Consider the following 24,039-nt stretch of genomic DNA (forward strand, 5'->3'; position numbering starts at 1 on the left):
AAGGAAATGACCGATACATCTATAGCAAAGGAAATTAAAATATTGCATTTAGATACTAACCACCCCCTGTTGTGGCAGCAGCTGGAGCAGGCAGGGTTTACCAATGAGGCAGATTATACCTCGGCTAAAGAAGATATTGAAGCCAAAATAGAGCTGTATAATGGCATCGTGATACGCAGCCGTTTTATCATTGATAAAGCTTTTTTGGACAAAGCGATAAACCTGAAATTTATTGCAAGGGTGGGTGCCGGGCTGGAAAGTATTGACTGCAGTTATGCTGAAGCTAAAGGCATTCATTTAATTGCCGCCCCTGAAGGAAACAGCAATGCTGTTGGCGAGCAGGCTTTGGGAATGCTACTATCTTTATTCAACAACCTGAACAGGGCCGACAGGCAGATAAGGCAGGGGCAGTGGATAAGGGAAGGCAACCGCGGGCATGAGCTGGAAGGTAAAACGGTGGGTATTATAGGTTACGGCAATATGGGCAAATCATTTGCTAAAAAACTACGTGGTTTTGATGCAGAGGTGCTTTGCCATGATATAAAGCCAGGCGTGGGTGATGCAAACGCAAAACAGGTTACACTAAACGAACTACAGCAAAAGGCAGATGTACTTAGCCTGCACACACCCTGGACTCCTGAAACCAATAAAATGGTAAACACTGATTTTATTAATGCATTTGCAAAACCTTTTTGGCTTATAAATACTGCAAGAGGTAAAAGTGTTGTTACAAAAGACCTGGCCTTGGCTCTGCAAAAGGGCAAAATTTTAGGTGCTGCGCTTGATGTGCTGGAATATGAAAAATTATCATTTGAACACCTTTTTGCGGACAACGCTGTACTGCCGGAGGACTTTCAATATCTTTTAGATGCCGATAATGTACTGCTTTCGCCACACATAGCTGGCTGGACTTTTGAAAGCCATGAAAAACTGGCACAGGTAATTGCCAATAAAATAAAAGCAATTTATTTTGAAGATGAGATTGCTGCCGAGGAAGAAAAACGCGTTACGGGAATAGGAGGCGTATTTTTTAAATCTGATAACCCGGCAGTGCTGAAAGAATGGTACAAAAAACATTTGGGGCTTACTATTGATAACTATGGCTGTTCATTTTGGTGGAAAGATACATCGGGTAATGATGCAATGACACAATGGTCGCCTTTTGATGCCGATACTAAATACTTTGAGCCTTCACAAAAACAGTTTATGCAAAACTTTAGGGTTCACGATTTAGATAATCTTTTAATAAAACTTAAAGCAGAAGGTGTAACACTTGTAGGTGAGCCTGAAGCTTATGATTATGGTAAATTTGCCTGGATACTTGATGTAGAAGGCAATAAAATAGAATTATGGGAGCCCAACGACAGGGCATTTCTTTAAATATAAAAGCCTTAATTTGAAGGCCTTTTTTAATTTTCTTCCCTTTCAGCAAGTTTGCGCTCCAGTTCTGCCTGAAATTCTTCCATAACAGGTTTTACGGTGCTTTCCGGCAGGTCGGCTATGCGTATATACATAAGCCCGTCAACAGCATTATTAAAAAGCGGGTCTACATTAAAGGCTATAACACGCGCATTTTGCTTAATATATTTTTTTATAAGTACCGGCAGGCGCAGGTTGCCCGGCTCTACTTCTTCAATAATTTTGTCAAATTTATTCAGGTCGGCTTCTGCCTCATTAAATACAAAATCTTTATCGGCATCTTTAAGTTTTACCTTATATTCCTTTTTAGGATGTACATATTGTGCTATATAAGGGTCGTAATAATGCGATTTCATAAATTCAATCATCAGCGATTTGGAGAACTGCGAAAACTGGTTGCTGATGCTAACCCCGCCAATAAGGTATTTGTGTTCAGGATAGCGCAGGGTAGTATGCACAATACCTTTCCACAGCAGGAATAAAGGCATGGGCTTTTGCTGGTAATCCTTTACAATAAAAGCACGGCCCATTTCAATGGATTTCGACATCATGTCATACAATTCCGGCTCAAAACGGAAAAGGTCATGAAGGTAAAAACCGCCTATACCATGCTGCTTGTATATTTCGCTGCCAAGCCCCATACGGTAAGCCCCGGCTATCTCTTTTGTGTCGTCATCCCACAGGAACATATGGTGGTAATAACGGTCATACTGGTCAAGGTCTATGGATTCATTGGTGCCTTCGCCCACAGCCCGGAATGTTATTTCGCGCAGGCGGCCTATTTCATGCAGGATGTTGGGTATTTTATCTGCCGAAACAAAAAACACCTCATAGTTTTTGCTTTGCAGTAACCGGTAGTCTCCTTTTCTTATAGCCTTTATTTCCGAAAGTATCTTGTCGGGTGTTGCAGGTGTTGCAATCTGCTTCGGGTTTTTAGGGCTTTTAGGCAGTTTCAGGTTTAACTTGTCAGGGTCAATAAGCTTGGTTCCCTTCTCAAAAGGGTTAGCCAGCATATAGGTTTTCCTTCTCAGGAATTCAGAGTAAGCATCAATATTTTCATGCTCATTTTGCTCTGCTACAGATATTGGCTTGCCTATCCTTACTTTTATAACCCTGTCCTTTTGAGTAAGCAGTTCCGATGGCAGCTTTGCAGTCCGCAGCGTGTCGCTAAGCCTTGACAGGAGGTAAAAAAGCTTGCTGTTTTTAGCGTGGAAATATATAGGCACCACGGGCACCCCCGCTTTTTTAATCAGCTTTATGGCACCTTCTTCCCAAGGCCTGTCAACTACAAGCCTGCCATCCCGGTAGGTTGATACCTCACCTGCGGGAAATATTCCCAAGGGCTTGTTTTCGCTAAGGTGGCGCATTGCATCCTTTATCCCCGCCACGCTTGATTTTGCATCCTTATGGCTTTCAAACGGGTTAACCGGCATAACATAAGGCTTTAGCGGCTCAATGCGGTGCAGCAGGAAATTGGCAATAATTTTAAAATCAGGCTCTCTTTCAAGCATCAGCTTTAAAAGCAATATACCGTCTATACCACCAAGGGGGTGGTTGGATATTGTTATATAGGCGCCGTCTTTTGGAAGGCGTTTTAGGTCTTCTTCGGGTATTTCAAATTTAATCTGGAATTCGTCAAGTATGCCATTCAGGAATTCAACATCTTTCAGGTGCTTATTCCTGTCGTATATTTTGTTTAAAGCAGATATTTTTAAAACCTTCATAAGTAACCATCCTGAAAAAGTTCCTAGAAAGCCGTATTTATCAGTCTTTATTACTTTTGCAACTTCTTTAGGGGTAACTAAACTCATCTACATTTGGTTATTTCAGCAAAAAACAAAGATAGCAATTCTAACCAAATGTTAAAGAGTATAATTTTTTTTAACGATTTTGCCTACTGTTCTATTATACAGTGTGTTAATAAGGCGGTTAAAAAGCTATGGTTTGTAGGGTGCAGTTATTGAATACTTTTTTGATAATTTTGGAGTTACAAATTATACAATGAAAATTATTTCTTATAACGTTAACGGGATTCGTGCTGCGTTTACAAAAGGTTTTATAGACTGGCTTAAACAGGCAGGGCCTGATATTATTTGCCTGCAGGAAACAAAAGCAATGCAGGAGCAGGTGGCGGTTGATGAAATTGAGGCAGCAGGCTACCCTTACCACTACTGGTTTTCGGCAGAGAAAAAAGGATATAGCGGTGTAGCTGTATTTTCCAGGCACAAGCCGGAAAGGGTGGTATATGGAACAGGTATTGAGTATATGGATAGGGAGGGGCGTAACCTCCGGCTGGATTTTAAAACATTTTCGGTAATGAGCCTGTACCTGCCATCGGGCACAAATATCAACAGGCTGGACCATAAATTTCAGTACATGCACGATTTTTATGATTATGTGCACGACCTGAAAAAGGAGATACCTGATTTAATTATATGCGGCGATTATAATATATGCCACCAGGCAATAGATATACATGACCCTGTGCGTAATGCAAAGGTGTCGGGGTTTTTGCCGGAGGAAAGACAATGGCTGGATGCATTTATTAAAAACGGCTTTGTTGACAGTTTTCGCCATTTTAACCAGGATCCGCATCATTACAGCTGGTGGAGCTACCGCGCCAATGCCCGCAATAATAACAAGGGCTGGCGCATAGATTATGCACTGGTAACCGAACCAATGCGGGAAAGGCTTACAAGGGCTGTGATTTTGCCTGAGGCAAGGCACTCTGACCATTGCCCGGTATTAATAGAATTTGAGTAATAAGTAATATAAAACAAACAGAAAAATGGTAAAGAAGATTTCTGCAGGTGTATTGGCACTGGCACTCACAACATCATGTGTTTCGTCAAAGGTGTATAAAGACCTCGAAAATAAATATGCCGACCTTAAAAAGGAAAACCGCCAGCTTTCCGATGATAATGAATCATTAACAAAGGAAAGGAACCAACTGGATATGCAGGCAAAAGATTTGCAGGGACAACTGGAAAAACTCAAGGCGGAAAGAGACAAGCTTGCTGCCGACTATGCAGCAGCACAGTCTAACCTTAAAACACTTAAAGAATCCTATTCTGCGCTGGAAAAAAACAGCAGTGAGGCGCTGGACAGCAACATGAAGAAAAACAGGGAACTTTTAGCACAGCTTGAAGCTAAGGAAAAAGCACTTGCTGCCGAGCAGGAAAGGCTTAACAAGCTGAAAAGTGAACTTCAAAACCGTTCGCAGCGTGTAGATGAGCTGGAGGGTATGATTGCTGCGCAGGAGGCCAACCTTAAAAGGCTTAAGGAAACACTTTCAAGGGCGCTTAACAGCTTTGAAGGCAAGGGGCTTACTGTAGAGCAGAAAAACGGTAAAGTATATGTATCTATGGAAAATAAACTACTTTTTGGTTCCGGTAGCTGGACAGTGGGCACAGAGGGTAAAAAAGCGGTGAGCGAAGTTGCCAAGGTACTTGCAGATAATCCTGATATTGCAGTACTTATTGAGGGACATACCGATAACGTACCTTACAATGGCAGCGGGCAGATAGCTAATAACTGGGATCTTTCTACAAAAAGAGCTACAGCCATTGTTAACATAATCAGGGAAAATAAAGGTGTTGACCCTAAAAACCTTACCGCAGCAGGCAGGGGTGAATATGCCCCGGTAGCCACAAATGAAACTGCTGAAGGAAAATCTAAAAACAGGAGGATTGAAATTATACTAACCCCTAAGCTTGACGAGATTTCGAAAATGCTTAATGAAATATAATTCCTGGTTTAAGTGATACAAAAGCCCCGAATAACGGGGCTTTTATTTTTCTATATCCTGTGATATGTGGAAAATGGCATCTCCCTGATATACAATAGGGGAGTCATTTGAATTGATTATATACCCGGTGTTAGGCGACTTTACTTTGTGTTCAAAATTGCCGAACGGGTCAGTAATGCAGGCTATAACATCGCCTTTGTTTACAAACTTCCCTATGGTGGCGGCATTTTGCAAAAGCCCTGAATATTTAGCCCTTACCCAGCCTGATTTTTCAATATAAATAGTGGTTTTGCCACGCTCCGGCAACTTTTTTCGCGGGTTCAGCATATCAAAATGCAGCAGGAAACGCTTTGCGCCCTCTACGGCTTCATGCGTTATTCCATGGTTAATATCCAAAGACTTGCCACCTTCAAAAAGAAGCATTTTTACTCCAAGCTTATCGCACGAACTGCGAAAGGAACCCTGTATGTTTTTAGAATACAAAGTAAAAGGCGCATTAAAAACGTCTGACAGTTCTTTTAGTTCCCTGTTGTTGGGCACAATACGTATCTGGGCAGCATTAAAACGGCTGGCACCGCCGGCATGAAAATCAATGCAGTAATCGGCATGCGGAACCACTTCCTTTAGCAGGTACCATGCAAACCTGCTGGCCAGTGAACCTGTTTTGCTTCCGGGGAAAACCCGGTTAAGGTCGCGCCCGTCAGGAAACTCCCTTGTTTTGTTTACAAACCCGAAAATATTAATTATTGGTATGCATATAATAGTGCCTCTTTTTGGCTTGTTAATCCTGCGTACAATTAGCTGGCGCACTATTTCCACACCGTTAATTTCGTCGCCATGCAGCCCTGCCGTAAACAGCACCACAGGCCCCGGGTTTTTAGAACGCTGGATTATTATGGGTATTTTAAGTTTGGTCATAGTGTGCAGGCGGGCAATTTCCATATTTATGGTTTTGCTTTCGCCCGGCAATATCGTTTCACCAAGAATAGTTATCTCCTTATGGGACATTAAAATTGATTTGTTGTAAATGTAACGAAAAATATTTCCTCAAAAAATACCATTTCATACTACCTCATTTGTCACTAACTTTGTAGTATGCAAACGCCGTTGGAACTACAAATACAAACCCTGCCCGATAGCCCGGGCGTGTACCAGTATTTTGATAAGGATGATAAGCTCCTGTATGTGGGTAAGGCAAAGAACCTTAAGAAGAGGGTGATGTCCTACTTTAATAAAACCCACGATACAGGGAGGATACGGCTTATGGTGCGAAAAATAAACACCATTAAGCATATTGTGGTACCAACCGAAAGCGAGGCCCTGCTGCTGGAAAACAATCTTATAAAAAAACTGCAGCCGCGCTATAACGTAATGCTGCGCGATGATAAAAGCTATCCCTGGATATGCATAAAAAAAGAGCCTTTCCCACGCATTTTTTCTACCAGGAATGTAATACGTGATGGCTCGGAATACTTTGGGCCCTATACAACTTTTAGGACAGTGCACACGCTGCTGGACATGATAAAGGAATTGTACCCGCTGCGCACCTGCAATTATGATTTAAGTGAATCAAACATACGTTCAGGCAAGTACAAGGTGTGCCTTGAATACCACATTGGCAATTGCAAAGGGCCATGCGAGGGTTATGAAACATTTAAAAATTACCAGGATCATGTAGATTCCATACGCGAAATCTTAAAGGGTAATTTTAAGGACAGCCTCCGCCAGTTCAGGAAACAGATGCAGGATTTGGCTGCCGATATGCAATTTGAGGAAGCACAAAAAATTAAGGAGAAAATAGAAACGCTGGAAGGCTACCAGGCAAGGAGCACAGTGTTTAACCCGCGTATATCTAATATTGATGTTTTTAGTATTGTGAGCGATGAAAGCATGGCTTATGTTAACTACATGCAGGTTTCGCATGGTGCCATAATACGTTCACACAATATGGAAATTAAAAAAAAGCTGGACGAGCCGGATGACGAACTGCTTGAAATTGCTGTGGTGGAACTGCGCGAACGTTTTAACCTTAAGGCAAAAGAGATACTGCTGCCATTTCCTATAGACTTAGGGGGTACAGTAAAAGTAACAGTACCTAAGCTTGGCGATAAAAAGCAGGTGCTTGACCTGAGTGAGCGCAATGCCCGGTTTTACCGTATGGATCAGCTAAAACAGATTAAAATTGTAGATCCTGACCGCCACACCAACCGCATAATGGCCCAGATGAAAAAGGACCTGCGCCTGCCGGAAGAACCACGCCATATAGAATGTTTTGACAACAGTAATATTCAGGGTACTAATCCTGTTTCTGCCTGTGTGGTGTTTAAGGATGGCAAGCCAAGCAAAAAAGATTACAGGCATTTTAATATAAAAACGGTTGAGGGCCCCAATGATTTTGCCAGTATGGAAGAAGTTGTTTTCCGTAGGTACCGCAGGCTGCTGGATGAAAACGAACCGTTGCCCCAGCTCATAATTATAGACGGTGGCAAAGGGCAGCTTTCCTCTGCATTAAAAAGCCTGGACGTGTTGGGATTGCGTGGTAAAATTACTATATTAGGCATCGCTAAAAGGCTGGAGGAAATATATTATCCCGGCGATTCTGTTCCACTGTACCTGGACAAGAAATCGGAAACGCTCAAAATAATACAGCACCTCCGTAATGAGGCACACCGGTTTGGGATTACCTTCCATCGCGATAAAAGGAGTAAGAGTGCTTTGCAGACATCGGTGGAAACAATTCCCGGAATAGGTGAAAAGACCATGGTAACGCTGCTAAAACATTTTAAGTCGGTAAAGCGGCTCACTGCCGCCCCTGAAGAAGAAGTTGCCAAGGTGGTAGGCCCGGCTAAAGCCAGAAAAATTGCTGAGTTTTATAAATCAACCAAATAAAATGAAAAAACCGCTTCTCCTGTTATTTTGCTTGTTGCTTTTAGGCACGGTTGCCGCACAGGAGGGCGAAAAAAAGCCGAAAGTGGGCGTGGTGCTTAGCGGCGGCGGCGCCAAAGGGCTGGCACATATAGGCGTACTCAAGGTGCTGGAAGAAGCGGGGGTGGAAGTTTCTTATATTGGTGGTACCAGCATGGGGGCCATAGTAGGGGGGCTTTACGCTTCGGGCTATTCGGCAAATGAGCTTGACTCCATTTTCAACTCGCTGGATGCAGATGCACTTTTGCGCGATTATACGCCCCGCAGTTCACAAAGCTTTTTTGAAAAAAGGAATGATGAAATGTATGCCTTAACGCTTCCTTTTAAAGGTTTCAGGCTGGGTTTTCCAACGGCTATATCTAAAGGGTTATATAATTATACTACTATCAGCAAACTGACAGACCACGTGAGGCATATAAGGGATTTCACTAACCTGCCCATACCGTTTGTGTGTATTGCAACCGATATTGAAACCGGGGAAGAAGTAGTGCTGCATGAAGGTGTATTACCTGATGCTATACTGGCCAGCGGCGCTTTCCCATCATTATACTATCCGGTAGCTATTGATGGCCGATTACTTATTGACGGGGGCGTTACCAACAACTATCCGGTAGAGGAATTAAGGAAGATGGGCGCAGATATAATTATAGGGGTTGACGTGCAGGACGGTTTAAAGGACAGGGATGAAATAAAAGGCGCAACCGGGGTGCTGGTACAGATTAACAACTACCAGATGATTAAAAAAATGGAGCAGAAGCGCAAGCTTACTGATATTTATATAAAGCCTGATATACACGCCTATAATGTAATTGATTTTGATGAAGGAAAATCTATTATAGAAAAAGGGGAAGAAGCTGCGCGCAAAATGTTTGATACCCTTGCCGCTTTAGGTAAAGGAGCTCCTCTTAAAAAAGAGCGTGTACCGGTTACTGACTCTCTTTCCATAGAACAGATTAAGGTTAAGGGACTGGATAGCTATACAAGGTCTTATGTTATTGGCAAGTTAAGCTTTAAACCTGATAGTAAAATATCGTATGACAGGTTTAACAGGGGGATAAGCAACCTTAATGCCACACAAAACTTTAATACAATTTCTTATAGTTTTGAGCCGGGGAAAAAAGACGATGTTTTAATACTTAACCTTACAGAAAACCCCGTAAACAGGTACTTAAAATTTGGGTTGCATTATGACGGGCTTTATAAAAGCGCCATACTGGTAAACCTCACCCAGAAAAAACTGATAATGCGTAATGATGTAACATCGCTTGATGTTATACTTGGAGATAACTTCCGCTATAATTTTAACTACTATATTGATAACGGCTTTCATATCAGCTATGGCTTCCGTTCCATAATGAACAGCTTTAACCGGAATATTGCCACCGACTTTAGTGAAGGCGAGTTGCTGGACCAGCTAAACCTGGGTTCGGTTAACATAGATTTTACCGATATAAGCAACCAGATATACATACAAACCATATTTGCACAAAGGTTTATGATTGGTGCGGGTGCAGAATTGAAATTCCTGAAGATAAAATCAGAAAACCTGGATGAAAACGAGCCGGTTTTTGATAACAGTAATTACTTTTCATTATACGGATACCTCAAGTTTGATTCTTATGATAACCGTTATTTTCCAAATGAGGGCTGGTATTTTTCAGGAGAGGCAAAATCCTATATTTATTCCTCTGATTTTACAAGGACATTCAGCCGCTTTAATATTATAAAAGGCGATATAGGAACGGCCAAGAATTTATGTAATGGATTTACACTGGAGCTCCAGGCTGAAACAGGTTTTGCATTAGGTGAGGAAACCGTTCCGTTTTTTGATTTTATACTCGGGGGTTACGGTTACAACATGATAAATAATTTCCGTCATTTTTACGGTTATGATTTCCTTAGCCTTTCGGGCAACAGTTATATAAAAGGCGCAGCCACGCTGGATTATGAGTTTATCAGGAAAAACCACATTAATGTAACGGCAAATTATGCCAACATTGGTAAAAATATTTATGAAGAAGGCAATGTGCTTTCTATACCGCAATACAGCGGCTATGCAGTGGGTTATGGAATTGAAACCATAATAGGGCCGGTAGAGATAAAGCACAGCTGGTCTCCGGAAACCAAAGAGCATTTAACATGGTTTAGTGTAGGCTTCTGGTTTTAAAAATCAAATTTTAGCTGTACTGCCACTATTGCCTTTTTTTCTCCCGCCTCGGTATTGAGGTTAGAAAGTGAAATGCCCAAAAGCCTTACCGAATCTTTTGGTTTTTCCTGATAGAGCAATTCCTTAACCGTTTCAAAAATCAGGCTTTTATCCGATATAAAATAAGGCAGGGTTTTGCTGCGGGTTTGCTGTGTAAAATCGCTGTACTTTAATTTAAGGGTTACAGTCTTGCCCGCAATTTTCTTTTTCTGGAGTCTTTTTTCCAACTCCTTTGCAATCTGTTCCAGCTTTTCTTCCATAAAAACTTCCGAAACAAGATTTTCAAAAAAAGTATGTTCCGTACCTACGGATTTTGCAATGCGGTCGGGTTTTACCGCACTGTTGTGTATGCCCCGAACCACGTTATAGTAATGGCTCCCTGATTTCCCAAAATGTTCCGAAAGGTATTCTTCTGATTTTAATTTCAGGTCTTTGCCGGTAAAAATGCCCAGTTGGTACATTTTTTCCTGGGTAACTTTTCCCACCCCGTAAAACTTCCCTATGGGCAAAGCTTCCAAAAATTCAATTACCTCGTCAGGGTTAACCGTTTTTTGTCCGTTGGGTTTGTTGTAATCGCTGGCAACCTTAGCTATAAATTTATTTATGGAAATACCTGCCGAAGCTGTGAGCCCTGTTTCTTCAAAAATGCGCCGGCGTATTTCTTTTGCAATCATTGTAGCGCTGGGGTTGCCTTTTTTATTGTGTGTAACATCAAGATAGGCTTCATCAAGAGACAAAGGCTCAACAAGGTCGGTATATTCAAAAAAAATGTTGCGTATGCGCCCGGAAATTTCCCTGTAACGCTCAAAGCGGGGCTTTACAAAAATCAGTTCCGGGCATTTTTTTTTGGCCAGGTAGCCGCTCATGGCACTACGCACGCCAAACTTCCTTGCCTCATAGCTTGCCGCAGCCACAACACCCCGGCTTTCGCCACCGCCCACTGCAAGCGGTTTCCCTTTTAAAGCGGGATTGTCCAGTTGCTCAACCGATGCGTAAAACGCATCCATGTCAACGTGGATTATTTTGCGGTTTGGCAATTGCGGTTCCATGATGTAAAAATAAAAAAAGGAATCCTTTACTATAGCTTTCAGCTCTTTTTAAGGCTTGGGAAAAAGAAAGAGGCAGGCTTATGCTTAAAGTATTTCCATATAGACCGTGCTATCAGACCAAGTTCTGAAAGCGGAATATTTCGGGAACGGAAAGCAAGGCCTACAGAAAGCCCGAAGCTTACAAGAAAGTTAACAAGCCCTATAATGCCTATGCCGAATATACCCCAAAACAGCATGGCATTAGATACATTATAGTTTGCTCCATAAAGCCCCAGCGCCAGGTTACCGCTGGCAAAAGTAATATGGCGTATATCAAGGTTAAGGCCCAGGAACATGCCTATAGAGCCTGTGCTGCCCATAAAAACACCAAACCAGAAGTTGGAAACTATGCCTGCCCATTTTTTTTCGTACCATTCGGAGAGCTTTTGGGTGCGCACACGACCCAGGCTCATTTTCAGCAAAGGGTGTTCCTGTATCCTGTAATATATATTTCTGTGTTTGTCCCGGTTGGCCACGCTACCGGCTATTATTCCCGAAAGGAAAAGGAAAACACCGGCTATGGCCGCATGGAATACAGCGGCTGAATGTATGGGGCTAAGGTCATTTACCAGTTTGAACCACTTGGTTAATGCAATATTGTATTGAAAAACAATATCTATTAGCCAGATACCCAAAAGGGCTACAGGGAAAGCCACAATAACATTACCCACAAAGGCAATAAACTGGGAACGGAATACACGTGCAAAAAACTCGGCAAAAGCGCGGTGTTTCTCGTCTTCATCAACATCTTTATTTTTACGCCCTGTTTCAAGTGCCCTCACCAGTGCTGCGGCGGTCATGGCGGGCTGCTTGGTTGCCAGGCTGAATCCGCACAGGTATATGCCTATAAAGGCAAGCGCATAATTAATACTGTAAAGAAATGCATAACCAAAGGCACTGGTGTCTATTTTAGAAAGCAATACCTTAAAAATACAGGCAAATGCCACAATTACACCGCCACCTGCCGATTTCCAGAACATCCTGAAATATTCGTTACGGCTTTTTGTTATATAGCTTTCACCGGTGTTTGCTGTATGTTGTGTTACCTCATAAGATAAAAGCTGAGTGCTTTCATTTATTAGTTTTCTTACATTGTTTTTATCACAATTATATTCAATAAGGTCATAAGCCAGGTAAATGGTATTTCGTTTGGCATCTTCCACTTTTTCCAAAACCAGCAGCGGCAGCAGTGTTTTTAGCCTGTAAAGGTATTGGCGGATGCGCAGCAGGCTTTGGTTAACCCTTAATGATATACCGTATTTGGCACTGTTTTTAAAAGCGGTATCTACATAATCCACACATTGTTTGTACAATATTAGTATTTGTTTATAGCCCAAATCGCCTGGAGATATATAATTTTTACGCTCTTCAAGCAGTTTGTCGGTTATAAGTGCAAATTCCTTTTGTATGGCAAGAAATGGGCTTTCAAGGTTTTCATACTCCGGTACCATTTGTATTACTTCACTTTCCAGTGCGCGGCCTGCTATCCTGTGCAGGGTTACTTCCATGGCGAAAAGGAGTTCGGCAAGCGGTGTGCGTGGTGCGGTTGATATATAAATAGCCCGGAAGTTAAGCAGCTCAAATAAATCCTCAACCTGCCGGTAGGCTATTTTGCTTATCCATTCAGGATCGGTTTTCATAAAAAACACCTGGTTTAAAACATACTCCAGCGTGTCTTTTTTAGGCTGGTCGGGTATCAGTTTTGCAAAAAGCCTTTTTTTAACCTCAAAGAAAAAGTCAGCATCTGTAAGTATACCTGCATCTGTAAGTATTTTGCTGAATTTTTTATTTTTTAAAATACCCTTAAGGTAGGCGGCAAGGCCGGAGCTGTAACGCTCATTATCCCTTAAAAGCTCCAGCAGCGGGTTAATATCAACAGATAAAACGGTTTTAAGTTCCTTAGGACGTATAATATCTACCAGCTCTGCCAGCATATCCACATCATCGGCCTTGTATTCCCAAAGGTTATTCTCATCAAAATTTAATTTGAAGAATTCCTCAAAGGTTTTTTTTGTCCTGGGTTTCCTGAACTTCATACCGGCTTGAAATTGGGAGTAAAAATACAAATACCTTACTATTAATTGTTATGCCCGGGCTTAATTTATTGTACAGTAAAAACTGCCTGTATTTAAAGGCTTTTTTACCAAAATTAAGTAACTTGGCTACAGTATATTTTTAGCATTATGAAAGAAATTGAGCGCAAGTTCCTGGTACTGTCAAATCAATATAAAGCTGAGGCTTTTAAGCAGAGCAGGATTATGCAGGGTTACCTTAATTCCAACCCTGAGCGTACAGTGCGGATTAGGGTAAAAGGAGAAGAGAGCTACCTTACTGTAAAAGGGAAAAGTAATGAGGCGGGAACAACCCGCTTGGAATGGGAAACAAAGATACCGCTTGAGGATGCCCGGCAGCTATTGCCTTTATGTGAAAAGGGAGCTATAGATAAAATGCGTTACGAAGTGAGTTACGGCAGGCATATTTTTGAAGTAGATGAATTTTTTGGTGACAACAATGGGCTTGTTATTGCTGAGGTAGAACTGGCGGCTGAGGATGAATATTTTGAAAAACCCCAATGGCTTGGTGAGGAAGTAACGGGAGATGAACGTTTTTATAACGCTTACCTTAGCCATAAACCATATAGTACATGGAGCAGGTAAATAAAATATATGATGTTATAATTATTGGCGGTGGCCCCATAGGCATGGCCTGCGGAATTGCGGCGCAGCAAAATGGCCTGGATTATTTAATGTTGGAAAAAGGTGCGCTGGTAAACAGCCTGTATAATTACCCTTTATATATGACATTTTTTTCAACTGCAGAAAGGCTTGAAATTGGGAATATACCCTTTAACTGCATAGCCCCTAAGCCGGGCAGGCAGGAAGCCCTGGAATACTATAGGAATATCCACAGGCATTTTAAACTGAATATCCGCTTATATGAAAAGGTGGAAACTGTAACAAAACAGGATAATATATTTTTTAATGTACAAACAGAAAAGAGCAGGTATCAGGCTAAAAATGTGATTATAGCAACCGGCTTTTACGATATACCTGTTTATATAAATGTGCCTGGCGAAGACCTGCCTAAAGTAAGGCACTATTATAAAGAAGCGCATGAGTATGCTTTCAGGAAAATAGTGGTTATCGGCGCAAATAACTCCTCGGTTGATGCCGCACTGGAATGTTGGCATAAGGGCGCGGAAGTAACCATGGTGATAAGAAAGGGAGAAATAAACGAAAGGGTAAAATACTGGATAAAGCCCGATATAGAAAACCGTATTGCCGAAGGCAGCATTAAGGCTTATTTTCATTCTGAAGTTAAGGAGATAAAAGAGGATGAAGTAATAATAAACACTCTTCAGGGTACAGTTGCCATTGAAAATGATTTTGTACTGGCATTAACCGGCTACAGGCCCGATATTGAGTTTTTGCAAAGGACAGGAATTACCATTTCTAATGGCATTAACTGTACACCACACTATAACTCCGAAACAATGGAAACCAATGTTAAAGGAATTTATCTTGCAGGGGTGGTGTGCGGTGGTATGGAAACGCATAAGTGGTTCATTGAAAATTCACGCATACATGCCGAAATGATTATAAGCAATATACTAAAACAAGGATAGCTGCTCCCCCTTTGTGCCATCAAACAAATGTGTTGAAAGCTGTGGCACTTCTCTCCCCTGCAGGTATTTTTGCCTTGCTATCCTAAAGGAGGTGTGTATCATATCCGCAATATTTCCATCACCTTTCTGGCGCAAAAAATACCTTTTGTCGCCAAGCCTGCCCTCCCGCATTGACTCAATCTGGTGCAGTACTTTTTCTTTCCTGTCAGGGTAATGCTCCTCAAGCCAGTTAATAAAGACAGGCGCTACCGTATCGTTAAGACGCACGAGCGTATAACCGCAACCCAACGCACCACGTTCGGCTATGGCTTTTACTATGGGCAGTATTTCCATTGTATTCAATCCCGGAATCATAGGGGCAGCCATTACAAGTAGGTATGCCGTTTTGTGAAAGCATTTCCAGTGCCTTAAGTTTTGTTTTTACCGATGAAGTGCGCGGCTCCAGTTTGCGGCGCAGCTCTTCATTTATGGTAGGGATACTAAGCGCAGCAGTAACAAGGTTTTTTTCTGCCAGTTGCTTTAATACATCAATGTCGCGGGTTATAAGTGCATTTTTTGTGAGTATGTTTACAGGATGCCTGTATTCCAGGCAAAGCTCCAGCAGCCTGCGGGTAATTTTATATTTACGCTCTATGGGTTGGTAACAATCGGTATTACCGGATAGCATTATCGCTTCTGCCTTATAGCCCTTTTTACGGAAAAACTTTTCCAGCAGTTCAGGTGCATTTTTCTTTACCAGTATGGTGCGCTCAAAATCAATGCCTGCACTGTAACCCCAGTATTCATGTGTAGGGCGGGCATAACAATAGGCACAACCGTGTTCGCACCCCTGGTAAGGGTTCATTGAATAAGCCATTTTAAGGTCGGGGCTTTTTACTTCATTTACCAATGTTTTAGAATATACATACTGCACCTGCGTTTTAAATTCAGGTTCTTCAAAATCATCGTCATAAATACTTTTTTCATATTTATTCTTTTCAAAATGATTATGAATATTACTTACAGCTCCCTGCCCTTTTATTTCCTTTTTCATACCCGCCTGTTTAAAAAGCCAATATATAAATATAAGATTATTTTCTAATAAATAGATAGAAAATATTATCAACAAAAAAACCGTCCGATAAAAGAGGCCTTTTACCGGACGGTAACATAAAACAAACAATTAATCTAAAATAATTCGGAAAAAAGCTTCCTAATTATATTTTACTGCCATCCGCCGCCCAATGCTTTATATAGGTTTATTATGGCCTGGTACTGCCTGTACTTATTGTCTATAAGCTTTAGCTCGCTATTCAGCGCGTTATCTTTTGCCGTTAACACTTCCAGATAATTTACAAGTCCATACTCCAGTAATTCATCCGAATAATCAGCAGCTTTGGTGAGGGCGTCTACCTGCTGCTCCCTTATGGCAAGCTTGGTAGTTTCATTATTATAATTGGCAAGGGCATCACTCACTTCACGCCCGGCATTTACCAAAGCCTGCTGAAACTGCACGTATGCCTGTTCCTGTTGTGTTTTTGCCACTTCATATTGTGTGCGTATCTGCCTTTGGTTAAAAATTGGCTGTGCCAGCCCGGTTACTATATTGGCAAATAGTGAATTGGTGCTAAACCACTGGTCTAAGTCAATACTTTGCAAACCACCTGTTGCTGTAAGCGTTAACGAGGGGTAAAAGTTGCTCCTTGCCACATTGGTAAGCTCAAAAGCATTTATCAAACCATATTCCGCAGCAATAACATCTGGCCTGTTACGCAATAAGGATGCTGAAAAGCCTAATTTTATTTCAGGATTAAGCACCTGTTCGTCAAAAGTACTGCGTTCAATTTCATGTGGGGCTTCACCTAATAATATACTGAAAGCATTTTCCACCAGTATAATATTATTTTTAAGGTCTTCAATAATCAACTGTGTTGAGTATTTCTGTGCCTCAGTCTGTTTAACGCCTACTTCATTTACATTTCCTGCATCTTTAAGGGCTTTAATAACATCAATACTTTCACTCCTGTTAATAAGCGTTGAGTCTGCCAGCTGCAACTGTGCATCAAGCGAGAGCAACTGGTAGTACATGGCTGCAATATCTGTAATAACCCTTGTTTTTACAGCCTGGTTTGCAGCAATGGTTTGCAGGTATGAGGCATTGGATGCCCTTTTGTTACTGCGTATTTTTCCCCATATATCAGCTTCCCAGGAAAGGTTGGCACTTAGCAGGTACTGGTCAAGCGCGCCATTAAAAAAACTACCGAACTGGCTGTTTTTTGCAAGCTGCTGGTGTGTCCAGGTGGCATTGCCCGCAAGTGTAGGCAAAAAGCCTGCCTTGGCCTGTTTTAAATAGGCTTGTGCTGCCGCAACATTTTGTATGGCAATCCTTATGTCAAAATTATTTTGAAGCCCCCTGTTAATGTGCTTTTGCAATATTGGGTCAGTAAACAGTTTGTCCCACGATACATTGGCAAGCGATGCGCTGTCCTGTGCAATAACTTCTGTACGGTAAAGGTTTTCTGCCTGTATATCGGGCCTTTTATATGTTTTTGCCGTAAAGCAGGACTGCATCAGCAGCCCTATACTTACCGCTATTAGTATTCTATATGATTTCATTTTAAACATGTTTATGCTACAGTGTTTTCTGTTTCTTCAGTTTTCTTTCCTGATATCCTTTCCTGTAATGACTGGAATATAACAAACAGTACAGGTACTGCAAATACCCCGAATAATGTTCCTATAAGCATACCGCCCACGGCACCCATACCTATAGAACGGTTACCCACGGCACCTACACCGCTTGAAAGTGCCAGCGGCAAAAGGCCGAAAATAAATGCAAAAGATGTCATTAGGATAGGCCTTAAACGTGCCTTGGCCCCTTCAATGGCTGCTTTGGCAAGATCCATACCATGCCGCCTTCGCTGTATGGCAAACTCCACAATAAGGATGGCATTTTTGGCAAGCAATCCTATAAGCATGATTAATGCCACCTGGAAATAAATATTATTTTCCAGCCCGGCCAGCTTAACAAAACCAATAGCTCCCGCTATACCTACAGGCAGTGAAAGCAATACTGAAAGCGGTACAATATAACTTTCGTACTGTGCACTAAGCAGGAAATAAACAAATATCAGGCTTAAAAGGAACACGCCGGCTGCCTGGTTGCCTGCTATAATTTCCTCACGTGTCATGCCCGAAAATTCGTAGGTATAAGTGTTAGGCAGGTGTTTTGCCGCTACTTCCTGTATGGCTTTTATAGCATCACCGCTGCTGTAGCCAGGGTTTGCCTTACCGTTCACGTTTACGGCTTTCAGCATATTGAAACGCGATACCGCTTCAGGGCCGTAAATCTTCTTAAAGTCAACAAACTGGCTAATACCTACCATTTGCCCTTTATCATTACGCACATAAACATCGTTAATGGAGTTTTCATCAGCCCTGTCATTTGGCAGTGCCTGTATCATTACACGGAACTGCTTACCAAATCTGTTGAAATCTGTAGTGTAAAGCCCGCCGTAATAACCCTGCATAGTATTAAATATATCACTTACGGAAACCCCGGCATCTTTAGCCCTTTCCACATTTATATCCATTTGATATTGTGGGAAGTTAGGGTTAAAGTTGGTGATGGCATATTGTATTTCAGGCCTTTTGGAAAGGTCGGCAAGGAACTCGTTTGAAACTTTACTTATGGTTGCCCAGTCATCATCACCTTTGGCCTGCAGCTTAAATTCAAAACCGTCTGCTGTACCAAAGCCCTGTACACTTGGTGGTGTAAAGAAAAGCACCCGCGCATCTTTAAAACCTGCAGTCCTGGCGAATAGCTGTCCTACAATGGCGTCTACCGACTGGTTTTCGTCTTTTCTTTCCTTCCAGTCTTTAAGGCGTATAATGGTAAAGGCATAGGAGCCGCCGTTTACCCTGTTTAAAAGGCTGAAGCCTACTACGCTCATCCTCGCCTCAACCTCCGGCATAGATTGCAGTATGCTGTCAAGCTGGTTCACCGCCTTTTGGGTTTGTTCCAGGGTTGTTCCCGGTGGCATGGTAAGGTCAGACATAATTATACCACGGTCTTCATTAGGAATAAACCCTGACGGTGTTGTTGTAAACAGCAGGTAGGTTGCGCCTGTAAATATCAGCAGCCCTATTACTGTAATCCATTTTTTGCGTACCAGGAAGCCTAAGGATTTTGTATATTTATTATTCATAGAGTCGAATCCGGCATTAAATGCTATAAAGAAACGCTCTTTAATGTTTTTCTTTTCATGGTGCTCACCTTCTTTGTGCGGTTTAAGGAAAACGGCACACAGCGCAGGGCTTAAGGTTAATGCGTTTACTGCCGAAATAAGGATTGATACCGCCAGTGTTATGGCAAACTGCTGGTAAAATACCCCCGATGGACCTTTAAGGAAAGATACCGGGATAAATACGGCAGACATAACCAATGTAATGGAAACAATTGCACCGGTAATTTCGCTCATTGCTGAAAGCGTTGCCTTTTTAGCTGATTTTTCCCCTTCATCCAGCTTGGCATGCACTGCCTCAACCACCACTATGGCATCATCCACCACAATACCGATGGCAAGCACGAGAGCAAACAGCGTTAAGAGGTTTATGGAAAATCCAAATACATTAAGGAAGAAAAATGTACCTACAATAGCTACCGGAACGGCAATGGCAGGTATAATTGTGGAGCGAACATCCTGAAGGAACAGGAATACCACTATAAATACCAGTATAAACGCTTCTACAAGGGTAGAGGTTACCTTGTCTATAGAGGCATCAAGGAATGTTTTGGTATTAAAAGGCACAACATATTCTATACCTTTTGGGAAGCTTGCCTTAGATTGTTCCAGTATAGCCATTACTTCATCAATAATGTCGTTGGCGTTGGAACCGGCAGTTTGGAAAATACCTATTGCAACACCCTGGTTGCCCATACCAAAATTCTTTTGCCCGTAATTAAATGCACCAAGTTCAATTTTTGCTACGTCTTTAAGGCGAAGGAAATTTCCATTACCTGTGGCCTTTACAATTATATTTTCATATTCCTCCACCTGGGAAAGGCGGCCTTTGTATTTAATAACATATTCATATATACCATCGGCATTTTCACCAAATTTACCAGGTGCAGCCTCCACATTCTGTTCCTGCAGGGCGGCCTGTATGTCTTTTGGTGTAAGGTTGTAGGCGGTCATTTTTTCAGGATCTATCCATATACGCATGGAATAGTCCTTACCACCAAAAACGTTTACCTGCCCAACGCCCTTAACCCTTTGCAGTTTCGGTACCAGGTTAATTTTAGCGTAGTTCTGTACAAATGTACCGTCATATTCTTTGTTGGTAGAATATAACGAAAGGAACATCAGCGCACTTGTCTGGCTCTTGAATGTAGTAACACCGGTTTGCACTACTGCCGCAGGCAGCTTGCTTGTGGCACGTGATACCCTGTTCTGCACGTTTACCGCAGCAATATCAGGGTTTACACCAAGTTCAAAAAATACATTTATTGATGCACTACCGTCATTGGCAGCAGTTGAGGTCATATAAGTCATTCCCTCCACACCGTTGATTTCTTCTTCAAGCGGTATAATAACACTGTTAAGCACAGTACCGGCATTGGCACCTGTATAGGTTGCAGATACCTGTACCGTAGGCGGGGCAATTTCGGGATACTGCTCTACAGGCAGTGCCATAAGGCCCAGTATACCCAATATGGTTATCAATATCGAAATTACGGTAGAGAGTACCGGCCTTTCTATAAATATTTTAAGCATGTTAAGTTTTTATTTTTTTTGTGTTGAACTGGTTTTTGTACTGGCTTCGGCGGTCATAGTGCTGTCTGTTTCAGTATTGGCAGCCTCCTGTGCCTGTCCTGCCTGTTGCGGGGCAATCTGCTGGCCTTCTTTAAGTTTGGTTGCACCTTCCACAACAATAACTTCTCCGGCCTTAAGTCCGTCAGTAACTATAAAGTCCTTGCCCGATGTGGTACTTGTGGTTATAATGCGCGATGTAACAGTGTTATCTTTACCCACAACATAAATCATTTGCTTGCCCTGCATATCTATAACAGCATTTTGGGGTACAAGTATGGCATTGTCCTTTTCAATTGGCAGGCGCACTATTCCGCTGCTTCCGCTTCTCAATATGCCTTCGGGGTTAGGAAACTCTGCCCTGAACTCGGTTGTTCCCGTAGTAGGGTTTACCAGGCCGTTTACCGCCGTAAGTTTACCTTTTTGGTCATATTCGCTGCCATCAACAAGCAACAGGCTTACCTCTGGAGTATTTTTTAATTTATCCTGTAATGTAGGGCCTTTAAAAATGCGGGTGAAGTTTAGCAACTGTTTTTCGTTCATGGTAAAATAGGCACGCACTATCCTGCTGTCAGAAACTGTAGTTAACGGCATTTCGCTGGTTGCGCTTACAAGGCTTCCTTCTTTATAGGGAAGGCTTCCAACTACACCATCAACCGGAGATGTTATAGTGCCGTAACCAACATTTGCAGCAACACTGCTGTAAGCTGCTTTTGCCTGTGCCAGTTTCGCTTTGGCGGTTTCAAGCTGTACATTGCTTATAATTTTCCTGTCAACAAGCGGTTTAAGCCTTTCTACCTCTACCTGCGCGGCATCAACGGCAGCTTTTGCCGCGGCTGCATCCTGGCTTAGTGTTTGTGTTTCCAGCTTAAATAAAAGCTGGCCCTTTTTTACATGCTGGCCTTCATCAACATATATTTTTTGTATAAACCCATTTACCTTAGGGCGTATTTCAACATTTTGCTGCCCCTCAAGGTTAGCGGTATATTCTTCATACACCACTGCATCCTGTGGCGCTACTGTTTGTACGGGGAAGGGTACAGGGCCCTGTGGCTGCTGCGCCTGTTCCTGTTTTTTACCGCATGATGCTACTATAAATAAGGCTGCTAATGAGCCGAGTAAAAATCTGTTTTTCATGTGTAACTGTTTATTCTGATTGTGATTTGTATTGCTCTTCTTTGTTTTTCTCTATTATTTTAAATCGCTGTATGGTTTTTAATAAAAGCTGTTCAATTTCCAATACATGTTCCTTATAGGCTTTGGTATTTTCCAGATTACACCTTTCTGCGGGACACGAAGCTGTTTTTTCCCTATACGCAAGCATACGTTCTATAATCTCCTTTTCAAACTCAATCATTTTCATGTAGCTTGTAAGCCTTTCACTAAGCGGCGATGGCCTAAAGTATTTTTTCCTGTCGCCGGCCACTGTATAGTATTTTATTTTGCCAAGCTTTAAAAGCAGGTTCAGGTTAGTGGAAACCGAACTTTTGCTTGCACCCATGCGCTCCAGTAAATCTTCAAAGGTTAGCCCTGTACGGCAACTGTCTATAATAAGCGTGCCTAATATCCTGGATGCCAGTGGCGGCAGGTTGTAAGTCGACTCAAAATGAACGCCAAACATTTCAATCAGTTCCTCTTTCTCTTTCAATATGTCTGTCATTATTTTATAAAAAATTTCGGGCAAAGATAATAGTTTAGTTCGTTTGGTTCGGTATTTAACGAACCAAATTATTGTTAATTTTTTGTTAACCTATTTTAACTGCCTGAAAAAATCGTTTTCGCTGTAAAAAACAAAACCTGCTGACATCAGCAGGTTTTAAAAAGGTATTGGGTATGTAAATTATTTTATAGCCAGCTTGTGAGTATGGCTGTTATTTTGTGTATCGGTTATAAACAGCATGTACATGCCTGCCGGCAGGCTACCGGTATTTATAGTAGTTAGCTCACCCTGCTTTTTTTCAATCAGAAGCTTGCCGCTAAGGTCATATATTTCTGCTTTTACAGCACTGATGCCATTTTGAGGATTTATATTTACAATATGTGATGCGGGATTAGGGTAAATAGTAAAAGCATTTTTTGTAAATGAAGCCCTGCTCATGGAGTTGTCTTTAATCCTGTAAATATTATCACTGCTGTTCCCGCCTATATATAATTCTCCATTTATATCTTCGCCAAAAACTGTAAAACCCTGCCCGGAAAATTCATCGCTGTAGGCAATGGTTCCGTTACTGTCTATCACGCCAATTTTGTCATTGCAATAATCAGCAAAAAGATATTTGCCCTGAAGGTTAGGATAAATACTGCCGGTATAAACATACCCCCCGGTAATTGAGCAGCCTCCTGTTGCACTGTGTGAATATACGGCAAAAGGCATGGTGTAGGATGAGGCAGGGCCGCATCCGCCTGTACTATATACCGAATTACCTTCATAACACTTCCAGCCAAAATTTAACCCTGCGGTTAAAGGGCTTACAACCCTGTTGATTTCTTCTACAGCATTTTGCCCCACATCCGCAATCCAAAGGTCGCCGTTTAGCCTGTTGAATGAAAACTTCCAGGCGTTGCGCAGCCCTATGGCCCATATTTCATCAGCACCATTAGTGCCCACATATGGATTTGTAGCAGGGCTGCTATACGGTGAGCCATTGTCAACATCCAGACGGAGCATTTTGCCTAAAAGGGAATTTATATTTTGCGCATTATTTTGCGGGTCTCCGCCACTGCCGCCATCTCCCATGGAAATATACAGGTATCCGTCCGGCCCAAAGCGTATGCATCCGCCATTGTGGTTGGAATAGGGCTGATCTACAGTCAGCAGTATTGTTGCGCTGCCGGAATTGGCAATATCAGGGTTGCTGCTGACAGAGTAACGTGCAATAACAGTATCGCCCGAAGTGTTGGTATAGTTAATATAAAAATAACCGTTGGTTGTATAATCAGGGTGAAAGGCAAGCCCTAAAAGCCCCCTTTCGCCACCGCTTGATATTAATGTTGATACATTAAGAAAAGGTGTGCTGTTAACGGTGCCGTCTGTATTTACAATTTTTATCCTTCCTGTTTGCTCGGCAACAAAGAGCCTGCTGTCACCCGCATGCGCAATTTCAACAGGATTGGTAATATTTTGGGCAAATAGTTCAATGTCTATTTCCTGCGCGTGGGAAAAGGCTGAAATGATAATAAAAAGGCAGAGTAATTTTGTTTTCATAGCTGGTTGTTTATTAAGTTGTTAAAGGTAA

16 protein-coding genes and 2 pseudogenes are annotated in these 24,039 nt (G+C 42.0%); 8 read left to right on the forward strand and 10 right to left on the reverse strand.

Annotated elements, in window-relative coordinates; translation table 11 throughout:
* Window positions 1-6: 6 nt before the first annotated feature.
* Window positions 7-969, forward strand: a pseudogene (locus GSF09_RS05235) (2-hydroxyacid dehydrogenase); the annotation flags it as partial.
* A gap of 81 nt (window positions 970-1,050) precedes the next feature.
* Window positions 1,051-1,380 (forward strand): VOC family protein, encoded by a 330-nt coding sequence (locus GSF09_RS13830; protein WP_370515980.1) that lies wholly within the window; start codon window positions 1,051-1,053, stop codon window positions 1,378-1,380.
* A gap of 29 nt (window positions 1,381-1,409) precedes the next feature.
* Here GSF09_RS13830 and GSF09_RS05240 read toward each other — a convergent pair whose 3' ends face one another.
* The gene (locus GSF09_RS05240; protein ID WP_159799885.1) at window positions 1,410-3,230 is read right to left on the reverse strand and encodes a lysophospholipid acyltransferase family protein; all 1,821 of its coding nucleotides are present in this window, start codon (window positions 3,228-3,230) and stop codon (window positions 1,410-1,412) included.
* A 190-nt stretch (window positions 3,231-3,420) separates the two neighbouring features.
* Between GSF09_RS05240 and GSF09_RS05245 the strand changes: the two genes are divergently transcribed.
* Window positions 3,421-4,182, forward strand: coding sequence for an exodeoxyribonuclease III (locus tag GSF09_RS05245; RefSeq protein ID WP_159799886.1), 762 nt, complete (start codon window positions 3,421-3,423; stop codon window positions 4,180-4,182).
* A 25-nt stretch (window positions 4,183-4,207) separates the two neighbouring features.
* Window positions 4,208-5,167, forward strand: a complete 960-nt coding sequence (locus GSF09_RS05250; protein ID WP_159799887.1) for an OmpA family protein — start codon at window positions 4,208-4,210, stop codon at window positions 5,165-5,167.
* Window positions 5,168-5,209: 42 nt separating this feature from the next.
* Here GSF09_RS05250 and GSF09_RS05255 read toward each other — a convergent pair whose 3' ends face one another.
* A complete protein-coding gene (locus tag GSF09_RS05255) occupies window positions 5,210-6,175 on the reverse strand; it encodes a succinylglutamate desuccinylase/aspartoacylase family protein (RefSeq protein WP_159799888.1) in 966 nt (321 codons plus the stop codon).
* 87 nt (window positions 6,176-6,262) lie between these two features.
* Between GSF09_RS05255 and uvrC the strand changes: the two genes are divergently transcribed.
* Together uvrC and GSF09_RS05265 are read left to right on the forward strand one after the other, a co-directional pair.
* Window positions 6,263-8,056, forward strand: a complete 1,794-nt coding sequence (uvrC, locus tag GSF09_RS05260; protein WP_159799889.1) for an excinuclease ABC subunit UvrC — start codon at window positions 6,263-6,265, stop codon at window positions 8,054-8,056.
* 1 nt (window position 8,057) lies between these two features.
* A complete protein-coding gene (locus tag GSF09_RS05265) occupies window positions 8,058-10,259 on the forward strand; it encodes a patatin-like phospholipase family protein (RefSeq protein ID WP_159799890.1) in 2,202 nt (733 codons plus the stop codon).
* Here GSF09_RS05265 and dinB read toward each other — a convergent pair.
* Both dinB and GSF09_RS05275 read right to left on the reverse strand, forming a co-directional pair.
* Entirely contained in the window at window positions 10,256-11,347 is a 1,092-nt protein-coding gene (gene dinB / locus GSF09_RS05270) for a DNA polymerase IV (protein WP_159799891.1), read from the reverse strand. The genes GSF09_RS05265 and dinB overlap by 4 nt on opposite strands.
* 38 nt (window positions 11,348-11,385) lie before the next feature.
* Window positions 11,386-13,422: a recombinase gene (locus GSF09_RS05275; RefSeq protein ID WP_159799892.1), complete on the reverse strand. Its 2,037-nt coding sequence runs from the start codon at window positions 13,420-13,422 to the stop codon at window positions 11,386-11,388.
* Window positions 13,423-13,569: 147 nt separating this feature from the next.
* On the opposite strand from GSF09_RS05275, the gene GSF09_RS05280 reads away from it, so the two are divergent.
* On the forward strand, window positions 13,570-14,043 hold the full coding sequence (locus GSF09_RS05280; RefSeq protein WP_159799893.1) for a CYTH domain-containing protein: 474 nt from the start codon (window positions 13,570-13,572) through the stop codon (window positions 14,041-14,043).
* On the forward strand, window positions 14,031-15,011 hold the full coding sequence (locus GSF09_RS05285; protein ID WP_159799894.1) for a YpdA family putative bacillithiol disulfide reductase: 981 nt from the start codon (window positions 14,031-14,033) through the stop codon (window positions 15,009-15,011). The genes GSF09_RS05280 and GSF09_RS05285 overlap by 13 nt, the downstream gene beginning before the upstream one ends.
* On the opposite strand, the pseudogene GSF09_RS05290 reads toward GSF09_RS05285, so the two are convergent.
* The 6 genes and pseudogenes from GSF09_RS05290 to GSF09_RS05315 all read right to left on the reverse strand — a co-directional run bounded on the left by GSF09_RS05290 (window position 14,997) and on the right by GSF09_RS05315 (window position 24,008).
* A pseudogene (locus GSF09_RS05290) lies at window positions 14,997-16,044 on the reverse strand (PA0069 family radical SAM protein). The gene GSF09_RS05285 and the pseudogene GSF09_RS05290 overlap by 15 nt on opposite strands.
* A 170-nt stretch (window positions 16,045-16,214) precedes the next feature.
* Complete coding sequence (locus GSF09_RS05295; protein WP_370515979.1) at window positions 16,215-17,606, reverse strand: efflux transporter outer membrane subunit; 1,392 nt, start codon at window positions 17,604-17,606, stop codon at window positions 16,215-16,217.
* A gap of 11 nt (window positions 17,607-17,617) precedes the next feature.
* The gene (locus tag GSF09_RS05300; RefSeq protein ID WP_159799896.1) at window positions 17,618-20,767 is read right to left on the reverse strand and encodes an efflux RND transporter permease subunit; all 3,150 of its coding nucleotides are present in this window, start codon (window positions 20,765-20,767) and stop codon (window positions 17,618-17,620) included.
* A gap of 9 nt (window positions 20,768-20,776) precedes the next feature.
* Entirely contained in the window at window positions 20,777-21,940 is a 1,164-nt protein-coding gene (locus tag GSF09_RS05305) for an efflux RND transporter periplasmic adaptor subunit (protein WP_159799897.1), read from the reverse strand.
* Between the two features lie 10 nt (window positions 21,941-21,950).
* Window positions 21,951-22,463, reverse strand: a complete 513-nt coding sequence (locus tag GSF09_RS05310) for a GbsR/MarR family transcriptional regulator (protein WP_159799898.1) — start codon at window positions 22,461-22,463, stop codon at window positions 21,951-21,953.
* 180 nt (window positions 22,464-22,643) lie between these two features.
* On the reverse strand, window positions 22,644-24,008 hold the full coding sequence (locus GSF09_RS05315; protein ID WP_159799899.1) for a PQQ-dependent sugar dehydrogenase: 1,365 nt from the start codon (window positions 24,006-24,008) through the stop codon (window positions 22,644-22,646).
* Window positions 24,009-24,039 lie beyond the last annotated feature (31 nt).

This window comes from Flavobacterium sp. MK4S-17, assembly GCF_009848495.1.
GTDB lineage: Bacteria > Bacteroidota > Bacteroidia > Flavobacteriales > Flavobacteriaceae > Flavobacterium.